This is a genomic window from Klebsiella sp. F11 (assembly GCF_056712265.1).
In genome coordinates, this window is record NZ_CM160060.1 from 2,205,662 (window position 1) to 2,224,837 (window position 19,176).

The 19,176-nt window shown below is 57.6% G+C and carries 15 protein-coding genes and 1 pseudogene; 13 read left to right on the top strand and 3 right to left on the bottom strand.

The features are described 5' to 3' along the window. Nucleotides 1-54: 54 nt before the first annotated feature. A complete protein-coding gene (locus tag AC1M2H_RS10915; protein ID WP_480151360.1) occupies nucleotides 55-2,082 on the bottom strand; it encodes a heparinase II/III domain-containing protein in 2,028 nt (675 codons plus the stop codon). Continuing rightward, nucleotides 2,082-3,179: pseudogene (locus AC1M2H_RS10920) on the bottom strand (alginate lyase family protein); the annotation flags it as partial. The pseudogene AC1M2H_RS10920 and the gene AC1M2H_RS10915, both read right to left, overlap by 1 nt. Before the next feature lie 54 nt (nucleotides 3,180-3,233). Between AC1M2H_RS10920 and AC1M2H_RS10925 the strand changes: the two are divergent. From AC1M2H_RS10925 to otsA, 11 genes are all read left to right on the top strand, one after another. Further along, nucleotides 3,234-3,928, top strand: a protein-coding gene (locus AC1M2H_RS10925; RefSeq protein ID WP_480148365.1) for an IS1 family transposase whose coding sequence is annotated in 2 segments (ribosomal slippage) — nucleotides 3,234-3,480 and nucleotides 3,480-3,928 — 696 coding nt in all. Because the reading frame shifts where the segments join, the coding sequence is not laid out codon by codon here. Nucleotides 3,929-3,984: 56 nt separating this feature from the next. After that, nucleotides 3,985-5,220, top strand: coding sequence for an ABC transporter substrate-binding protein (locus AC1M2H_RS10930; protein ID WP_480151361.1), 1,236 nt, complete (start codon nucleotides 3,985-3,987; stop codon nucleotides 5,218-5,220). 11 nt (nucleotides 5,221-5,231) lie between these two features. Then, nucleotides 5,232-6,173, top strand: coding sequence for a carbohydrate ABC transporter permease (locus AC1M2H_RS10935; protein WP_480151362.1), 942 nt, complete (start codon nucleotides 5,232-5,234; stop codon nucleotides 6,171-6,173). Nucleotides 6,174-6,182: 9 nt separating this feature from the next. Beyond that, a complete protein-coding gene (locus tag AC1M2H_RS10940) occupies nucleotides 6,183-7,022 on the top strand; it encodes a carbohydrate ABC transporter permease (protein WP_480151363.1) in 840 nt (279 codons plus the stop codon). A gap of 10 nt (nucleotides 7,023-7,032) precedes the next feature. Then, a complete protein-coding gene (locus AC1M2H_RS10945; RefSeq protein ID WP_480151364.1) occupies nucleotides 7,033-8,127 on the top strand; it encodes an ABC transporter ATP-binding protein in 1,095 nt (364 codons plus the stop codon). Between the two features lie 7 nt (nucleotides 8,128-8,134). Next, on the top strand, nucleotides 8,135-9,283 hold the full coding sequence (locus AC1M2H_RS10950; RefSeq protein WP_480151907.1) for an alginate lyase family protein: 1,149 nt from the start codon (nucleotides 8,135-8,137) through the stop codon (nucleotides 9,281-9,283). Nucleotides 9,284-9,707: 424 nt separating this feature from the next. Next, nucleotides 9,708-10,688, top strand: a complete 981-nt coding sequence (locus AC1M2H_RS10955) for an arabinose ABC transporter substrate-binding protein (protein WP_480151365.1) — start codon at nucleotides 9,708-9,710, stop codon at nucleotides 10,686-10,688. A gap of 60 nt (nucleotides 10,689-10,748) precedes the next feature. Next, a complete protein-coding gene (gene araG / locus AC1M2H_RS10960) occupies nucleotides 10,749-12,263 on the top strand; it encodes an L-arabinose ABC transporter ATP-binding protein AraG (RefSeq protein WP_480151366.1) in 1,515 nt (504 codons plus the stop codon). A gap of 15 nt (nucleotides 12,264-12,278) precedes the next feature. Continuing rightward, nucleotides 12,279-13,259 (top strand): L-arabinose ABC transporter permease AraH, encoded by a 981-nt coding sequence (gene araH, locus AC1M2H_RS10965; RefSeq protein ID WP_480151908.1) that lies wholly within the window; start codon nucleotides 12,279-12,281, stop codon nucleotides 13,257-13,259. Between the two features lie 159 nt (nucleotides 13,260-13,418). Beyond that, the gene (gene otsB / locus AC1M2H_RS10970; protein WP_480151367.1) at nucleotides 13,419-14,222 is read left to right on the top strand and encodes a trehalose-phosphatase; all 804 of its coding nucleotides are present in this window, start codon (nucleotides 13,419-13,421) and stop codon (nucleotides 14,220-14,222) included. Continuing rightward, the gene (otsA, locus tag AC1M2H_RS10975) at nucleotides 14,197-15,621 is read left to right on the top strand and encodes an alpha,alpha-trehalose-phosphate synthase (protein ID WP_480151368.1); all 1,425 of its coding nucleotides are present in this window, start codon (nucleotides 14,197-14,199) and stop codon (nucleotides 15,619-15,621) included. The genes otsB and otsA overlap by 26 nt, the downstream gene beginning before the upstream one ends. Nucleotides 15,622-15,648: 27 nt before the next feature. Here the strand turns inward: otsA and uspC are convergent, their stop codons facing one another. Then, the gene (uspC, locus tag AC1M2H_RS10980; RefSeq protein ID WP_480151369.1) at nucleotides 15,649-16,077 is read right to left on the bottom strand and encodes a universal stress protein UspC; all 429 of its coding nucleotides are present in this window, start codon (nucleotides 16,075-16,077) and stop codon (nucleotides 15,649-15,651) included. 359 nt (nucleotides 16,078-16,436) lie between these two features. On the opposite strand from uspC, the gene AC1M2H_RS10985 reads away from it, so the two are divergent. Further along, nucleotides 16,437-18,020, top strand: a complete 1,584-nt coding sequence (locus tag AC1M2H_RS10985; RefSeq protein WP_480151370.1) for an MFS transporter — start codon at nucleotides 16,437-16,439, stop codon at nucleotides 18,018-18,020. A gap of 4 nt (nucleotides 18,021-18,024) precedes the next feature. Continuing rightward, a complete protein-coding gene (bglB, locus tag AC1M2H_RS10990; RefSeq protein ID WP_480151371.1) occupies nucleotides 18,025-19,164 on the top strand; it encodes a beta-galactosidase BglB in 1,140 nt (379 codons plus the stop codon). Nucleotides 19,165-19,176: the final 12 nt, after the last annotated feature.

Consider the following 19,176-nt stretch of genomic DNA (forward strand, 5'->3'; position numbering starts at 1 on the left):
AAACGTTTTTAACCCTATTCAGGAAATAAAAAATGGCGCCGGAGCGCCAAAAAATCACGATAGCGGGGAGTGAGGGGCGTGCCGAAAGGGGGCCGACACGGTGGGGAGCGCGCCGCGATCGCCGCTAATGGCGATCCGCGTCGCTCCGTCGGCTCGCCATAGCGTAAGCCGGGTGCCGCAATCGTCATGATGGACGCTCACGTCCGTCAGCGGCATTTGGCTGGCAAAATCCCAGATACAGAGGAAGTGCGTCTGAGGTTGATGGCTGCGCATCACCAGATAGCTGAGTTCGCCCAGTGCAGGGTTATCGGGCGCATAGCCCTGCCACAGCTCCCCGTCGCCGGCTAGCCACAGTGCGAAGGTTTCGCTTCCGGCGGCAAAGTGGCGCGGTTGGCAGTTCTGCAGCGGCACCATCGTGGCACCCCGCATCTTTTGCAGCGGCCCGCTCAGCGCGAACGGCAGCGGCAGGCCGCTTTGATCCAGCGTCCGTGCCGCCAGGTGTAGCGTGAAGTCCAGCTGCTGTCGGTGCGGGTTCTCGATCGTCGCAAGATCGATCAGGACATCACCCGCCCACAATAGCTGCCGGCGAAACTGCACGTCCCGCCAGGCGGCGCTGTCCCACTCTATCCGCGTATGGCTGTTTAAAACCGGCGGGGGGGAACGCCAGTCAACTTCGCCATCCAGCCACTGAAAATCCTCTCCCTGATGCCAGCCAATAATGTTGGCGTTGGCCGGCGGCTGGTTGCCCTGATTAATGGATAACGTGTTGTGGGTAGCGCTTTGCTTGTAGTAGTCGTAATGCATACGCGCGCCGTATCCGGTCGTACCGAGGTCGGGAAGCAGCGCGCGATCCCGGTGCCAGATGAGCAGGCTCAGCCGGTCATAATGATCGTGCTCGCCGCCGTAGGGGCTGTGTTTTATCATCACCGCCCGCTGCTCTGCGGGCCGTCGCCAGAGCGTTAGCCCGGCGCCGGGAGCATATAAAGAGTTGGTCGGAATCAGCGGCGGTACGTCGTCGGGAAGCGGCACATCGCGCCACAGTAGCGCATCGAGAGTCAGGTCGTCGCCCACCGTGTGCCTGAGCACGGCGGCATAGCGCGGATCGCCCCAAATATGCCACGCAAATTCATAGATATCGTTGTGGTACAGCTTTTCCTGTCCCGGGAGGCAATCGTTGAGCCGGGGGAAGGTTCCGTCCGGGAGTAACAGCGAGAGCGGAAAGCTGAGCATTTTTTTGTACCATGGCCCATCAATCAGGCTCCAGCGCGTGCCGCGTGCCAGCTTTTCGAAGGCAAAAAAGCCCTCCAGCGCGTAGTAGTGGTAATGAATTGACCCTTCGAACCACAGCCCTTCGCTAAGCAGGCCGTTCGCTAGCTGCCAGCGCAGCCCGTAGGTTTGGTTAACGGCAAAATCAAGCAGCTCTTCGTCCTGCAGCACGAAGCCGAGTACCGCGAGGGCGGCGCTGATTTTAACTTCATGGTTATGAATCTGCGGGCTGCGGTGCTGGCGCAGAAAAAGAGCCGCGCAGCGCAGCAGGCGGCTGCGAATATGCTGCTGCTGTTCGGCGGATAGCGTCTGCGCGATAAAGTCGTACCCCAGAGCCATCTCAAGAATACAGTTGGCTTCACAGAGCGTCTGGGCGTTCATTTTGCCCGGTCCGTTGTGGGGAATATCGCCATGCACTTCATAATCGGGATAGACGTCGGCATAGCCGATGAGCAGCTCGGCGACTTTACTGGCGTAACGCTGCTCTCCGGTCAGGCGCCACAGTAATCCCAGATGATAGCAGGCGCCGGCATTTCGGCCGTTCAGTTCGCGCCACCACGCGCCGTCGTAAGGCTCGCCGCTGAAGATTTCATTATCCACCGGGCAGCGGTGGGGCGTGGGTGAATCCGCTTGCCAAATCAGGCGTACGCTATGATGCGGACAAAAATAGTACAGATTCCAGCTGGCGATGCCCGTCTGCGGGATCTGCACCGGCATCGCTAGTTCGTCCGCATGTTCAGATGCCAGTTTCGCCACCTGCGTTGCGTTGGCTGCTCGGGCCGCAATCGCCGGCCACAGCCCGGAAAATTGGATCATTATTTGCTCTCTCCATCCCTGGACTGCAGAGGTAACGGCGCGATCAGGGTCGTAATATCATTCGGATATTTCTCCTTCAGCCAGCGGGCTTTCTGCACAAATTCATTATCCTGTGGCCACGCGTGCGCGGCGGAGGCGAGGTTAAATAGCGCCTTTTTATCTTCAGGTTTATCCAGGTCTTTCCACGGCCAGGTTTTATCGCTATTGATAAAGCCGGCAATGTACTGATAGCCCTTGCGCAGGCTATGGTCGTCAAGAGAAAAGTTCCAGATATCGACCCCGGTCTTTTCGCCCAGTCGGCCAAGCTGGCTGTAGGCTTCGAGGTTAAAATTACTGTAGTGCCAGGGACGGGTACGCTCGATCTCCGCCATCTGGCGGCCTTCACCGTCAAATTGCCCGGCGATTCGGCGCAGCTGCGTGATTTGCAGGCGCTTTTTCGCCTCGTCGCTTTTGCCGCTAAACAGCGCGAAGGTGGCCGCCTGTAGATCAAACCACGTACCGTGATTGTTGTGCCAGTTATCCTCTTCAAAGCCGTTTTTGCTGGTGGTCATCCAGGAGTAGAAATCGCCAAACCACCGCTGCAGATGATGGTAGTCATCTTCGCTGAGCTGCCCGGATGGGCGCAACAGTTCGATAGCATCCACGACGCTAACCAGCGCCCGGCTATCAATAATTCCGATGCCGCGGCCGGTATTAATACCGGGAATCGCCTGGGCGTATTCAAGGTTTGGATTCATCCGCGTGCCGGGAGAGAGAAACCAGCCGCGTATCTGCGCCGCGGCCTTTTCGGCATAGCGCGCATCGCGAGAGAAATACCAGCCGAGGGCGAGGGTGTAAACATCATTGCTCATCTTAACGAGGCGGTTTTTATCGGTCGCGTCGCTGTTGGCATCGGGGTTGGTTTGCCCGTCTTTACGGATATACGGCAGCCCGTCTTTCGTCTGCGGATCTGGCCACCAGTAGGGAGGGAAGCTGTAGTAATCGTGCTTATCGCCGCTGGCGGAAACCAGGCTCTTATCCATCACCGAAAACAGTGGATGCTTGAGTGCGGCATCGGCCCGGGCCAGCAGCGCGCTCTGCGCCCGTACAAATTGCGGGTAATGCCTCTAATTAGTTGAATGATGTATAATGCCCGCTTTTGAGGTTTTCTCATGGCCAGCGTTAACGTTCATTGTCCCCGTTGTCAGTCTGCTCAGGTTTATCGCCATGGTCAGAACCCTAAAGGCCGTGACAGATTTCGCTGTCGTGACTGCCACCGCGTGTTTTTACTCACCTATACCTATGAAGCCCGTAAGCCGGGTGTCAAAGAGAAAATTACCGAAATGGCCTTCAACGGTGCCGGTGTCCGGGATACGGCAAGAACGCTAAAAATCGGCATTAACACCGTCATCCGCACTTTAAAAAACTCGCGCCGAAGCGAATAACATCCTCTCCGGTTGCCCATGCAGATGTGGCTCTTATCTGTGAACTCGATGAGCAATGGGGCTTTGTCGGCAGTAAAGCCCGGCAGCACTGGCTCTGGTATGCCTACAACACCAAAACAGGGGGCGTTCTGGCTTATACGTTCGGCCCCCGTAATGATGAGACATGTCAGGCGCTGCTGGCGTTATTGACCCCCTTCAGCATTGGCATGATAACGAGCGACGATTGGGGAAGCTACGCCAGAGAGGTGCCGAAGGAGATACATCTGACTGGTAAAATTTTCACACAGCGCATTGAGCGAAACAATCTGACGCTGCGAACCCGTATCAAGCGGCTGGCACGCAAAACAATATGTTTTTCACGTTCCATCGAATTGCACGAAAAAGTCATCGGCTCATTCATCGAGAAATACATGTTCTACTAATTGGAGGCATTACCAAATTACGTTCCCTGTTACTCCTTTCTGCTTTGGGGCTGGGGATGGGGCAAAGCTATGCCGCAACCACGCTAAACGTTTGGATCCGCGCGAGCAACGACTCGAAAAACATTTATCAACAGGAGGCGCAGACCTTTGAGAAGCAGAGCGGCATCAAAATAGAATATTTTAATGCGACCACCGATTTTGAGCAGCGCCTGGCGCGCGCGGCGGCGGGAAACGCGCTGCCGGACCTGATTTTTAACGACGCGGTGTCTCTTGGACAGTTTATCCAGCTTGGCATTGCCGACGAAATCGACCCTGCCACTATTGCCGGCGGCGACCAGCTCTACCCGACGGCCTGGGAGAGCACGCGCTATGCGGACGGCAAATATTATGGCGTACCGACTTCAGCGCAAACCTTCGCGCTGTTTGTGCGTAAAGACTGGCGGGAAAAGCTGGGGCTACCGCAGCCGAAAAGCTGGGACGATATCATGACTCTCGCCCGGGCATTTACCACCCAGGACCCTGACGGCAACGGCAAAAATGATACCTACGGTTTTATTGTCCCGGCATCCAGCACCCGCGGCTATGCCAGCTGGTTTTTAAGCACCTTTATCTGGCAGGCGGGAGGGGACTACGTTGCAATGAAAGAGGGGCGGTTTAGCGCAACGCTGAATACCCCCCAGGTTGCGCAGGCGGTATCGTTTATCCGCACCATGTTGTGTGAAAAAGTGGCCCAGCCGGGGGCGATTAATGCCACCACTGCGGATGTGATCCCCTCATTCCGCTCCGGGCAAAGCGGAATGTTCTTCAGCGGGCCTTACCACATCAACCTGGTCGATAAAGATCCCGGAAAAGATAAATTTGAGGTTATTCCGCTGCAGGGACCGCAGGGGGAAGCGAACCTTGCCGAAGGTACGACGGTATTCCTGATGAAAAGCAGCAAGCAAAAAGAGGCGGCGCGCAAATTTATCGAATTTATGATTTCCCCGCAGGGCCAGGAAATCGGTATGGGGAAAGGCAGTAAGCATATTCCGGTGGTTCGTCTGGCGGTCAACAAAAATGTGGATGTGCAAAGCGTCTACCAGGATACGCGCTGGGCGACCTTCTCCCGTTTGTATAACCAGCACGGTCGCTATGTGCCGCAGGTCCCGAACTGGACGCCAATCCGGCAGATCACCGCAGATGGCTTCAACCGGATCCTTGCCGACTGCCAGAGCGATATTTCCGCTGAACTCAACGATCTGAACGCTAAAGTTGACGCTGAGCTGGCAAAACAAAACGTGCTGGCTAAGTGAGGCATTGACGGATGAGCGTGCAAGAGACTAAAGCGTCGGCTCTGACGCCGGCAGCATCACCGGCGACAAGCCGTTGGCTCACCGCCAGGTGCAAACGAAAGCTGATCCCATGGCTGTTTTTAGCTCCGGCGTTGATTATTTTTACCTGGTTTAAGTTTATCCCCATGATTCAGGGGCTGATCATGAGCTTCTATAAGGTGAACTTTAACCAGCCCGATGAATGGGTTGGCTTTGCTAACTTCACCCGCGCGTTTGCCGATGCTGAACTGCATTCGGCGGTGATCAATACCCTGCTTTACGTTGTGGTAACGATGTTTGCCGCCGCGATTTTAGCTTTTTTCCTGGCGATGCTGCTGGAGGGACCCGCCCGCCATCTGCGCTTTATCCGTACGGCGATCTTTCTGCCGGCGGTGACCAGCGCGGCGATTGTCGCCGAGATGTGGCGCATCCTGTTTAACCCTACGGCAAACGGCGTGATTAACCACGTGCTGAGCTGGTTCGGCATTGATGAACAGGGCTTTCTGGCCAGCTCCGACCAGGCGCTTGGCGTCATCATGCTGCTGCATATCTGGAAGGCCGTACCGTACAACATGGTGATTTTTATCGCCGGATTAGCCGGCATTAGTCGCGATCTGTACGACGCCGCGAACGTCGATGGCGCCAGCTGGTGGAACCGCCTGCGCTACGTCACCTTACCCGGCATGATCCCCGCGCTATCCGTTGTGCTGATGCTTTCATTTATTCGCGGTTTTCGCGTGTTTGCTGAAGTTTACGCCACGACCGGCGGCGGGCCGTCAAATGCGACCGAGATGATCATGACCCACATCTATAAGCTGGGATTTGAGCAGTTCGATTATGGGTACGCCTCGGCGGTGTCGTTCCTGCTGTTCGCCTTTACCGTCGTGCTGACCATTACCCATCTCACTCTCAAAAAACGTATTGCCCGTTATTAAGGAGCCTTCATGTTAAATAAACGCTGGGAGAGCGCCGGCCGCTGGTGTATTTACGCGCTATTGCTGGTGGTCTTCGTCGGGCCGTTCTGGGGGATCGTCGCCACCGCATTCAGCGGTGCCCCGGTGAAGCCCGGAGAGCTGCTGGCCTGGCCGCAGGCGTTCTCGCTGGATAACTTTATCTTTGCCTGGCAGGACATTGGCGTCTGGCAATATCTGCTGAACTCCATTCTGGTGGTGTTTTTTGGCACCATTCTGCAGGTGGCGGTAAGCGCGCTGGCCGCTTATGCCCTGGCGCGGAAGAAGTTTCGCGGCGTGGCGCTGGTGAGCCTGGTTATTTTGTCGACCATGATGCTGCCAGAAGAGGTTATCGCCATTCCGCTGTATATGATTATCAACTGGCGCCTGCCGCTGATCGATGCCTCGCTGTACAACAGCTATCCCGGCATGATTCTGCCGGTTGTCGGCTGGGCGTTCTCCATTTTTGTGCTGACCGAATTTATGTCAGCGATTCCAAAAGAGCTTGAGGAGGCGGCGCGAATCGACGGTGCCAACGAATGGCAGATTTTTTTCCACGTCATTCTGCCGTTAGTTAAACCGGCGCTCGGAACTGTCGTTACGTTCGGCTTTATTATGATTTGGGATCAGTACCTGCTGCCGCTGATCGTCATCAACCAGGATAGCCTGAATACCATACCGGTGATCCTCGGCACGCTGCGTACCGACGAGAGCATTACGCCGAATATTTTTATCGCCATTACCCTGCTGGCAATGCTGCCCAGCATCATCGTTTACCTCGGTCTACAAAAACATTTCAATCGCGGGATTATGTCCGGCGCGGTCAAAGGATAAGGAGAGTGTGATGGGTGCCGTTGTTCTGAATAATGTCCGTAAATCGTACGGCGAGGTGAACGTCATTAAAGACGTCTCATTGACCATTCCGGATGGTGAATTTTGCGTGCTGGTGGGCCCAAGCGGCTGCGGTAAATCAACGCTGCTGCGGATGATTGCCGGGCTTGAGGAGATTTCCGCCGGGGAAGTGCATATCAACAGTAAGAACGTGACCGACGTTGAGCCGAAGCTGCGAGATATTGCGATGGTGTTTCAAAGCTATGCGCTCTATCCGCAGATGACGGTACGAGAAAATATGGGGTTTGCCCTGAAAATGGCCAAACTGGCTAAGACGGAGGTGAATCGAAAGGTCAACGAGGCCGCCGCGCTGCTGGGCCTTGAGCCCCTGCTGGAGCGCCTGCCGAAGGATCTTTCCGGCGGCCAGCGCCAGCGGGTGGCGATGGGGCGTGCTATCGTACGCAAGCCGCAGGTCTTTTTGTTTGATGAGCCGCTATCCAACCTCGACGCCAAGCTTCGTACCCAGGTCAGAGGCGAAATTCGCGAGCTCCACCGCCGGCTGAAAACAACCTCGGTCTACGTGACCCACGATCAGATAGAAGCGATGACGATGGGGCAGATGATTGTTGTCCTGCGCGACGGGCGCATTGAGCAGGCGGGAACGCCGCTGGAGCTGTATGACAGGCCGGCGAATCTCTTTGTGGCAGGGTTTATCGGCTCACCGGAAATTAATCAGCTGTCGGGGGAAGTCGAGCGCGATGGCGACCGGGCAAGCCTGCGGCTTAAGGATGGCTCAACGCTCATGCTGCCGTCTGGCCTCGCGGTTAAGCACGGGCAGCAGGTGATTTACGCCATCCGTCCTGAACAGGTCAACGTGGTGAAGGAGGCCAGGGAGGACGCCATCGCCGCGCGAATCACGGCTATCGAAAATACCGGCTCGGACGTCCAGCTATTCTGCGAAACCGGAGGCGGCGCGTTTACGTCGGTGTTCAAGCAGCGTCTGGAAGTACGGGAAGGCGAGGAGCTGTGGCTGCAGCCGAGGCTCTCCGGGGTTCACCTTTTTGACGCCCGCAGCGGTTTACGCATTGGCGACGAGGAGAGTGAATAAAGTGACGATGAAGCTGTATGCCCTCGACCAACGCTATCTGGAGAATGCGCAGGCCAGCCTGAAGCAGCCTTTTTCACCGCTGCAGCCTGCGCTGAGCAGCCTGCTGGCGGAGGCGGACAAGCTGTGTCGCGAACAGCCGGAGAGCGTGGTCCATAAAAAGCTGCGGCCGGTCAGCGGCGATCCGCATGATTATTACAGCCTGGGCACCTACTGGTGGCCCAACCCGCGGCGGCCCAATGGGCTCCCCTACATCCGCCGGGATGGGCATACCAATCCGCAGTGTGAAAACAACGACACGGATACGGCCCGCGTGATCCGGATGTGCGAGCGCTGCATGACCCTGGGGCTGGCGTGGTATTTTAGCGGCAAGAGGCAGTACGCCCAGGCGGCGGCGCTCCAGATCCGCTGCTGGTTTCTTGACGCGGATACGCGGATGAATCCGCATCTCAACTATGGCCAGGCGATCCCTGGCATCGTGTCCGGCCGCGGGACCGGCCTGATTGATACGCGCCTGCTGTGGATGGTTATTGATTCCATCGGCCTGATCTCCCCGGCAAAGGTGCTCGATACCGATGATATTATTGGCCTCCACCAGTGGTTTCGCGATTTTAACCACTGGATGTACTACAGCGAAATCGGCCATTCTGAATACGTCTGGCATAACAACCACGGCACCTGGTATGACGCGCAGAGAGTGGTGAACGCTCTGTTCTATGGTGACAAAGGGCTGGCCGCGCGGATTGTCGAGCAGGGGATTACTCAGCGTATGGCAGCGCAAATCGATCGCGACGGCAGGCAGACGATGGAGCTGGAACGCACGATGCCGTTCCACTATTCGCTATTCAATCTTGAAGCGCATCTGCTGCTTAACCGCTATGCCGAACACGTTGATATCGAGCGCTGGAACGCGATCTGCGACGGGCGCGGCGTCAAGCAGGGGGTTGATTATCTGGTGCCGTTTATTCGTGAACCCGATCTGTGGCCCTACAGCGATTTGCAGGGCATTGTCTGGGACAGCGCCCTGCGGGTGCTTTTGCAGTCCCTACGCGGCTATGGCAGCCAGGGCGGAGGGTACAGCGATGCCCTACAGCGCTTCCCTCCAGCGTCAGCGAGCCTGAAGGAACGGCTGATGTGGTGCCCGCCGGAGCGCCACTAGTCTCACAGCCGGACGACCGGAGCCATCAGGTGACGGTTGGTCTGCTGAATTCTTCCACCGCCGCCGCAAGGGCGGGGTGCCGGGCGAAAAATGCTCCGCCAGCGCGGGGCGAATACCGCGCGTTTCGCTGCGGCGTATCACAGGGATAACTCTGCTGATGATATGGATAATACTGCTGATGCCTGCGCTAATTGTCTGACAATTAGCGCATTTTTTATGTCATTTTTCGCTGAATTTATGCACTCAATTACTGTAATTCCGTGATGTGATAACGCTCTCGTATGGAGAATTGATTCCCGGCTATTACTATTTCTACAACGACATCGTTGGATGGGTTTTTCCTAATACCTTGTTTTAAGTCTGATAAAAAAATTTTAGATCCGATATTTCCCTACATGAAAGCGAATTTAAGCTGGAGTTTACCATGCACAAATTTACTAAAGCCCTGGCGGCGATCGGTCTCGCTGCGGTTATGTCACAATCAGCTATGGCGGAAACGCTGAAGCTCGGTTTTCTGGTCAAGCAGCCGGAAGAACCGTGGTTTCAAACTGAATGGAAATTCGCCGATAAGGCCGGCAAAGATTTAGGTTTTGAAGTCATTAAAATCGCGGTGCCGGACGGCGAAAAAACGCTCAACGCGATCGACAGCCTGGCCGCCAGCGGCGCAAAAGGCTTTGTCATTTGTACCCCGGACCCGAAGCTCGGGTCGGCGATTGTCGCCAAAGCGCGCGGCTATGACATGAAGGTGATCACCGTCGACGATCGGTTCGTTAACGCCAAAGGTCAACCGATGGAGAGCGTGCCGCTGGTGATGATGGCCGCCAGCGAGATCGGTGCTCGTCAGGGCCAGGAGCTGTATAAAGAGATGCAAAAACGCGGCTGGGAGGTGAAGGATACCGCAGTGATGGCGATTACCGCCGACGAACTCGATACCGCGCGCCGCCGCACGACCGGTTCGATGGACGCGCTGAAAGCCGCCGGCTTCCCGGAGCAGCAGATCTACCGCGTGCCGACGAAATCCAACGATATTCCCGGCGCCTTCGATGCCGGCAACTCGATGCTGGTTCAGCATCCGCAGGTAAAACACTGGCTGATCGTCGGCATGAACGATAACACCGTCCTGGGCGGCGTTCGCGCCACCGAAGGGCAGGGCTTCAAGGCGCCGGACGTGATTGGCATCGGCATTAACGGCGTTGATGCGGTCAACGAGCTCTCCAAGGCGCAGGCCACCGGCTTCTACGGCTCCCTGCTGCCGAGCCCGGATATCCACGGCTACAAAACCAGCGAGATGCTCTACAACTGGGTGACCAAGGGCACCGAGCCGCCGAAATTCACCGCGGTTACCGATGTCGTCCTGATTACTCGCGATAACTTCAAAGAAGAGCTGGCGAAAAAAGGGCTGTAAGGCCTGCTAACCATGTCTCCCGCAGCGGCGGGAGGCTGAGCGCAGTAGAGCGGAGTCGTTATGCAACAGTCTACCCCTTATCTCTCATTTCGCGGCATCACCATGACTTTCCCGGGCGTTAAAGCGCTGTCCGATATTAGCTTTGACTGCTATGCCGGCCAGGTTCACGCCCTGATGGGAGAAAACGGTGCCGGAAAATCCACGCTGCTGAAGATCCTCAGCGGCAACTATATACCGACCGCGGGCAGTCTACATATCCGCGGCCAGCAGCTGGCGTTCAGCAACGCCACCGAGGCGCTTAACGCCGGGATCGCCATTATTTACCAGGAGCTGCATCTGGTACCGGAAATGACCGTCGCGGAAAATATCTACCTCGGCCAGCTTCCGCGTAAATACGGCATGGTGGACCGCAGCCTGCTTAACTACGAAGCGCGGCTGCAGCTAGAGCATCTGGGCCTGGATATCGATCCGCAAACGCCGCTGAAGTATCTCTCTATCGGCCAGTGGCAAATGGTGGAGATCGCCAAAGCGCTGACGCGCAACGCCAAGGTTATCGCTTTTGATGAGCCGACCAGCTCCCTTTCCGCCCGCGAAATCGACAACCTGTTTCGGGTGATTCGCGAGCTGCGCCAGGAAGGGCGGGTCATTATTTACGTCTCGCACCGCATGGCGGAGATCTTTGCCCTAAGCGACGCGATCACCGTCTTCAAGGATGGCCGCTACGTGCGCACCTTCGACGATATGCAAGCGGTGAGCCACGACGCGCTGGTACAGGCGATGGTGGGGCGCGATTTGGGCGATATCTACGGCTGGAAGCCGCGCGAGTACGGCAATGAGCGCCTGCGTCTGGAGCAGGTAAAAGCGCCGGGCGTGAGAACGCCGGTTAGCCTGGCGGTGCGCAGCGGAGAGATCGTCGGCCTCTTTGGCCTGGTGGGGGCCGGGCGCAGCGAGCTGCTGAAGGGGCTGTTTGGCGGCACGCGGATTACCGGCGGTCAGGTGTACATCGACGGGGAAGCCATCGATATTCGTAAACCGGCGCAGGCCATTCAGGCCGGAATGATGCTGTGTCCGGAGGATCGTAAAGCCGAAGGCATTATTCCGGTGCATTCGGTGCGCGACAATATCAACATCAGCGCCCGACGTAAGCATGTTCGCGCCGGCTGCCTGATTAACAACGGCTGGGAGGCGCAGAACGCCGACCGGCATATTCGGTCCCTGAATATTAAAACGCCGGAACCCGAACAGCTGATTATGAACCTCTCCGGCGGTAATCAGCAGAAGGCGATTTTGGGGCGCTGGCTCTCCGAGGAGATGAAGGTGATCCTGCTCGACGAGCCGACCCGCGGTATCGACGTCGGCGCCAGGCATGAAATCTACAGCGTCATCTACGCGCTGGCGGCATCCGGCGTGGCCGTGGTCTTTGCCTCCAGCGATTTACCCGAAGTGCTTGGCGTTGCGGACCGTATCGTCGTGATGCGCGAAGGGGAAGTGGCGGGTGAGCTGCTGCATGAAGATGCCAATGAACAGCAGGCGTTAAGCCTTGCGATGCCCAAAGTGAGCCAGGCGGTCGCCTGAGTAAAGGAGCCTATGATGTCCTCTGTTACCACCTCAAATACCCGTCGATCCGCCTTCAGCCTGGCCCGTATCTGGGATCAGTTTGGGATGCTGGTCGTCTTTGCCGTGCTGTTTATCGGCTGCGTGATTTTTGTGCCGAACTTTGCCTCGTTCATCAATATGAAAGGGCTCGGGCTGGCGATTTCGATGTCCGGCATGGTGGCCTGCGGGATGCTGTTTTGCCTGGCATCCGGTGATTTCGATCTGTCGGTGGCGTCGGTTATCGCCTGCGCGGGCGTGACGACCGCCGTAGTCATCAACCTCACCGAAAGCATGTGGATTGGCGTGGCCGCCGGCCTGCTGCTGGGGGCGCTAAGCGGTCTGGTCAACGGCTTTGTTATCGCCCGGCTGAAAATCAACGCCCTGATCACCACCCTCGCGACCATGCAGATTGTTCGCGGGCTGGCCTATATTATCTCCGACGGCAAAGCGGTGGGCATTGAAGACGAGCGCTTCTTCACCCTCGGCTACGCCAGCTGGTTCGGTCTGCCGGCGCCGATTTGGCTGACCGTGGGCTGCCTGATAATCTTTGGCCTGCTGCTGAATAAAACCACCTTCGGGCGTAATACCCTGGCAATTGGCGGCAACGAAGAGGCTGCGCGCCTGGCCGGGGTGCCGGTAGTGCGTACCAGGATTATTATCTTCGTTATCTCCGGCCTGGTTTCGGCCGCGGCGGGGATTATTCTGGCGTCGCGGATGACCAGCGGCCAGCCGATGACCTCGATTGGCTATGAGCTGATTGTGATCTCCGCCTGCGTACTGGGCGGGGTGTCGCTAAAGGGCGGGATCGGCAAGATTTCGTACGTGATCGCCGGGATCCTGATCCTCGGCACCGTCGAGAATGCGATGAACCTGCTCAATATCTCTCCCTTCTCGCAGTACGTGGTGCGCGGCGCGATCCTGCTGGCGGCGGTTATCTTCGATCGCTATAAACAAAAAGCAAAGCGCAGCGTGTAAACATCCCAACCTTTCAGTTTAATCCTGGAATATCACCGGCGCCCGCTGCGCTGGTGATAACTATCAAAAATGGCGAGCTCCGTCACACTGTCTATACTTACATGGCTAACAATTCGTTAACAGCCAGCGAAACGCTGGCCATGAAAGGAGGAGTTCAGGGTGGCTGACCAGATATCTGTACCGCCTGTACCAACCGGAAATTGCGCATTTTTCTTTGACCTCGACGGTACTCTTGCCGATATCAAACCTCATCCCGATCAGGTTGTTATCCCGGTTAACGCGCTTCAGGCGCTGCGGCAGCTCGCGCAGCAGCAAAGTGGGGCGGTGGCATTGATTTCAGGGCGCTCAATGGTCGAGCTCGATGAGCTTACCCGTCCTCACCGGCTGCCACTGGCCGGCGTCCACGGGGCTGAGCGCCGCGATATCAATGGGAATACGCATATCGTTTCCCTTCCGGATGCGCTACAGGAGGAGCTTCACGCGCGGCTGGCGCAGGCGCTTGCGGCGCTGCCGGGCTGCGAGCTGGAGCACAAAGGGATGGCTTTTGCGCTGCACTATCGCCAGGCGCCGCAGCACCAAAGCGCGGTGCTGGCGCTGGCCCAGGAGGTGGTGAAGAGCTATCCGCTGCTGGCGCTGCAGCTGGGCAAGTGCGTGGTCGAGATAAAGCCGCGCGGAGTGAACAAAGGCGAGGCGATCGCCGCCTTTATGCAGGAGGCGCCGTTCGAGGGGCGCAGGCCGGTATTTGTCGGCGATGACTTAACCGATGAGGCGGGCTTTGGCGTCGTTAACCAGCTGGGCGGCGTTTCGGTAAAAGTCGGCGGCGGCGAAACCCAGGCGAGCTGGCGTTTGCCGGACGTCGCGGCGGTGCACCTGTGGCTAAATAATATTGCGAATAATGGGCTGCAACCAGACGCGCTAACCGACAGGAGAGATGGCTATGAGTCGCTTAGTCGTAGTATCTAATCGTATTGCCCCACCGGATGATAAAAAGGCCAGCGCCGGCGGCCTGGCGGTGGGGATTATGGGAGCCTTAAAAGCGGCCGGCGGGCTGTGGTTCGGCTGGAGCGGGGAGATTGGCGACGATAGCCAGCCGTTGAAAAAGGTCACTCAGGGGAACATCACCTGGGCCTCCTTTAACCTTAGCGAGCAGGACCATGAGGAGTACTACAACCGCTTTTCCAATGCGGTGCTGTGGCCCGCGTTTCACTATCGCCTCGATCTGGTCGATTTTCAGCGCGACGCCTGGGAGGGCTATCAGCGCGTCAACGCCACGCTGGCGGACAAGCTGCTGCCGCTGATTGAGCCGGACGACATCCTGTGGATCCACGATTATCATCTGCTGCCGCTGGCGCACGAGCTGCGCCAGCGCGGGGTCAATAATCGGGTCGGCTTCTTTTTACATATTCCCTTCCCGACGCCGGAAATATTTAACGCGCTGCCGCCGCACGCCGAGCTGCTTGAACAGCTCTGCGAATACGATCTGCTGGGCTTCCAGACCGAGAGCGACCGGCAGGCGTTTCTCGACTGCATCGCGGTGCAGACCCGCCTGACCACCCGCAGCGGAAACGCTCACGTCGCCTGGGGCAAACCGTTCCAGACCGCGGTCTACCCGATTGGCATCGATCCCGATGAGATCGCGCGCAGCGCAAAAGGGCCGCTGCCGCCGAAGCTGGCGCAGCTCAAAAGCGAGCTCAAGAGCGTGCAGAATATCTTTTCCGTTGAGCGACTGGACTACTCGAAAGGGTTGCCGGAGCGCTTCCTGGCCTATGAGGCACTGCTGGAGAAATATCCCCAGCATCACGGCAAGATTCGCTATACCCAGATTGCCCCGACCTCGCGCGGCGATGTGCAGGCCTATCAGGATATCCGCCACCAGCTGGAGACCGCCGCCGGGCGCATTAATGGCCAGTATGGCCAGCTGGGCTGGACGCCGCTCTACTACCTGAATCAGCATTTTGAACGCAAACTGCTGATGAAAATCTTCCGCTACTCCGACGTCGGGCTGGTGACGCCGCTGCGCGACGGGATGAATCTGGTGGCGAAGGAGTTTGTTGCCGCCCAGGACCCGCAGAACCCCGGGGTTCTGGTGCTGTCGCAGTTTGCCGGCGCGGCAAACGAACTGCCGACCGCGCTCATCGTCAACCCCTACGATCGCGACGAGGTCGCCGCGGCGCTGGACTGCGCGCTCACCATGCCGCTGGCCGAACGTATCGCGCGCCACTCGGCGATGCTGGCGGTGGTTAAGGATAATGATATCCACCGCTGGCAGGAGCGGTTTATCGCCGACCTAAAGCGGATAGAACCGAGAAATGAGCAGAGCCACCTGCAGCATAAGGTGGCAACCTTCCCCAAACTGGCCTAGCCAGCGCATAGGGCTGGCGCTTCGGCGCTAGCCTTTCTCCAGCGATACCAGCAGCACGTCAACGCCGCTGCTGCCGACGATATTTTTTGCCGAGCAGGTCGCGCGGGAAAACAGGCTGTGATTGTGGTTGCCGCAAATCACCAGGTCCACCTTATGCTGCTGGCAAAAATCCTTCACGTGATGGCCAAGCTCGCCGCTGGCGATGGTGATTTTCTCAATCGGGTAGCCGGCATCCTGCGCCAGGCCGTTGAGAAAGCCGCGGGTCTCTTCATACATCAGGTCCCGCAGGTTCTCCAGCATCGGCGCCGCAAACTGGTTATACATTTCCGGGTCGGTTGCCAGCGTGATCAGGCTAATTTTAGCGTCAAGCGGACGGGCGATAGAGACCGCCTTGTTGATAAGCGTCCGGCTTTCTGGCGTTGGGGCAACGGCGACGAGCAGATGTGAGTAGGGCATCAAGCCTCCTTAAGATACGCAAAATAACCCTTCTTCTTTTCTTTACTCCGATTTACCCGATCCCGCAAGGGCTATTATCCGCCTCGACGCAGGCTATTTCGCCGGCCGCGCGGCCGCGGTTTTGACGACCATTTATTAAAATGGCCCCTGGTTTTGCTATAAAAGAAATGCTGTTTTATAAATAAGTGATGCGCGTTCACTCTCTCTTTGCGTTTTTGCCATTGCCGGGCCAGGGCTGGCAAATATAAAAAGGTAACCCCCTTGCCATGCTTTTACTGTAGCCAGGTATCAACTCCCTTTTGGCCTGGCCAGAAAGATTGTCGGAGTTCTCTAAAAAAAACGACACAGGATTTACGGCGATGAAAACACGTAAAATCGGTTTGGCTAACTATCTTGCCTATGGATCGGGCGATTTCCTCGGCGCGGGAACCACGGCGCTCACCGCGGCATGGTTGCTCTATTTTTACACCACCTTTTGCGGCCTCTCGCCTATTCAGGCGACGCTTATTTTTGCCACCGCCAGGGTGCTGGATGCGGTGATTAGCCCGCTGATGGGCTTCCTCACCGATAACTTCGGCACCACCTGGCTCGGCAGACGCTTCGGCAGACGAAAGTTCTTTATCCTGCTGGGGATTCCCTGCGTATTCAGCTATTCGATGATGTGGGTCGGCGATATGGGGTTCTGGTACTACCTGCTGACCTATCTGCTGTTTGATATGGTCTACACCATGATTCTGGTGCCGTACGAAACGCTGGTTCCGGAAATGACCGATGATTTTAAAAAGAAAACGAAATTTTCCGGCGCGCGCATCTCGATGGCGCAGATGTCGGCCATTCTGGCATCATTCCTGCCGGGCATGCTGCTTACCCACTTCGGCAAGGACAACGTGGTCTCCTTTTTTTACGCAAGCCTGGTGTTCTCGGTTCTGTGCGCCATGATGCTGACGTTTGTCTGGCTCTTTACCTGGGAGCGTCCGCGCGAGGAGTGGTCGGAGACGGCGCTGCGGGCCGAGGAGGAGAAACGCAATCTGACGCTGGCGCAGAGCCTCAATCGTCTGTTTATCGAGCTCGCGTCGACGCTGCGCATTAAGATCTTCCGCCAGCATCTGGGCATGTATCTTGGCGGCTATATTGCTCAGGACGTATTTAACGCCGTCTTCACCTACTACGTGGTCTTTGTGCTGATGCAGGAGGCCGCGGTGGCGTCCAACCTGCTCGGCACCATGGCCATCTTCCAGTTCATTGCGGTCATCGCCATGATCCCGCTGTGCATTCGCTTTGGGCCGGCGCCGTCCTACCGGATGGTGGTAATCCTGTTCGGCCTCGGCTCGCTCTCCTATGCGATGCTGTATTACGCCGGGCTGAGCGACGTTTATTCGCTGCTGCTGCTGGTTTCCGCCGTTGCCGGCCTCGGCCGCGGCGGGATCAACTATGTTCCGTGGAACACCTACACCTATATTGCCGACGTCGATGAGGTGATCACCGGCCAGCGCCGGGAGGGCATTTTCGCCGGCATTATGACGCTGACCCGCAAGGCGTCCCAGGCGGGGGCGGTGATGCTGGTGGGCATCATCATGCAGCTCTCCGGCTTTGTCTCCGGGCAGAAAACGCAGCCCGCTGAGGTTAGCCACACCATTCTGCTAATTCTGAGCGTCGGCACGCTGCTGGTGCTGGCCTGCGGCTTCCTCGTCTCCCTGCGCTTTAAGCTCAACCTCGAGACGCACGGCGTGCTGCACGCCGAAACGTGCAAAATGCGCGAATCGGGCCGGGTGCAGCCGGAGCTGACCCGCGCCGAGGATCGGGCGGTGGTGGAGATGCTCGCCGGGATGCCCTACGCGTGCCTGTGGGGAAATAACAACATTGGCTATCTGAATCGTAATAAACCCGCCGCGCCGTCGCTCGGGCAGGGGGCAGAAATGAATTCGACATTGAACAGAGGTTAATAATATGAAGGTTTGGCCTGTCAAACATAGTCCCTTACTGCGTCAGCCGGAGCACTTTATTGCGCGCAACGAGCTGCAGGCGCTGGTCCAAAAGGTGACCGACAATCTGGTTAATATTAAGGACGAAACGGGAGCGTTTCTGCTACGGCTGGACGATGGGCGGGTTATCGATACCAAAGGCTGGGCCGGCTGGGAGTGGACCCACGGCGTCGGCTTATACGGGATCTATCAGTACTATCAGCAGACCGGCGATACCGCGATGCGCGATATTATCGATAGCTGGTTCGCGGATCGCTTCGCCGAGGGTGCGACCACCAAAAACGTCAACACCATGGCGCCGTTCCTGACCCTGGCCTGGCGCTATGAGGAGACCGGCAGGCAGGCGTATCTGCCGTGGCTCGATAGCTGGGGCGAGTGGGCGATGAACGAGATGCCGCGTACCCGCCACGGCGGGATGCAGCACATCACCCTGGCGGAGGAGAATCATCAGCAGATGTGGGATGACACCCTGATGATGACCGTGCTGCCGCTGGCGAAGATCGGTAAATTACTCAACCGGCCGCAGTACGTGGAGGAGGCGATATACCAGTTTTTACTCCACGTGCAGAACCTGATGGACCGGGAGACCGGGCTGTGGTTTCACGGCTGGAGCTATGAAGGGCGGCATAATTTCGCCCGCGCCCGCTGGGCGCGCGGCAACAGCTGGCTGACGATGGCGATCCCGGACTTCCTCGAGCTGCTGGAGCTTCCCGAGCACAGCGCCGTGCGGCGCTATCTGCTTCAGGTACTGAATGCGCAAATTGCGGCGCTGGCGCAATGCCAGGACGAGAGCGGTCTGTGGCATACGCTGCTGGACGACCCGAATTCATACCTTGAAGCGTCGGCAACCGCCGGTTTTGCCTACGGCATTCTGAAGGCGGTACGTAAGCGCTACGTGAGCGGGGAGTTCGCGGGCGTCGCGGAGAAGGCCATGCGCGGGATTGTGCAAAATATCTCTCCGCAGGGGGAGCTGCTGCAAACCTCATTCGGCACCGGCATGGGTTCAGATCTCGATTTCTATCGCCAGATTCCGCTTACCTCGATGCCGTACGGCCAGGCGATGGCGATCCTGTGCATGACGGAATATCTGCGCCGCTATTTCTGACGGCGGAGCGCC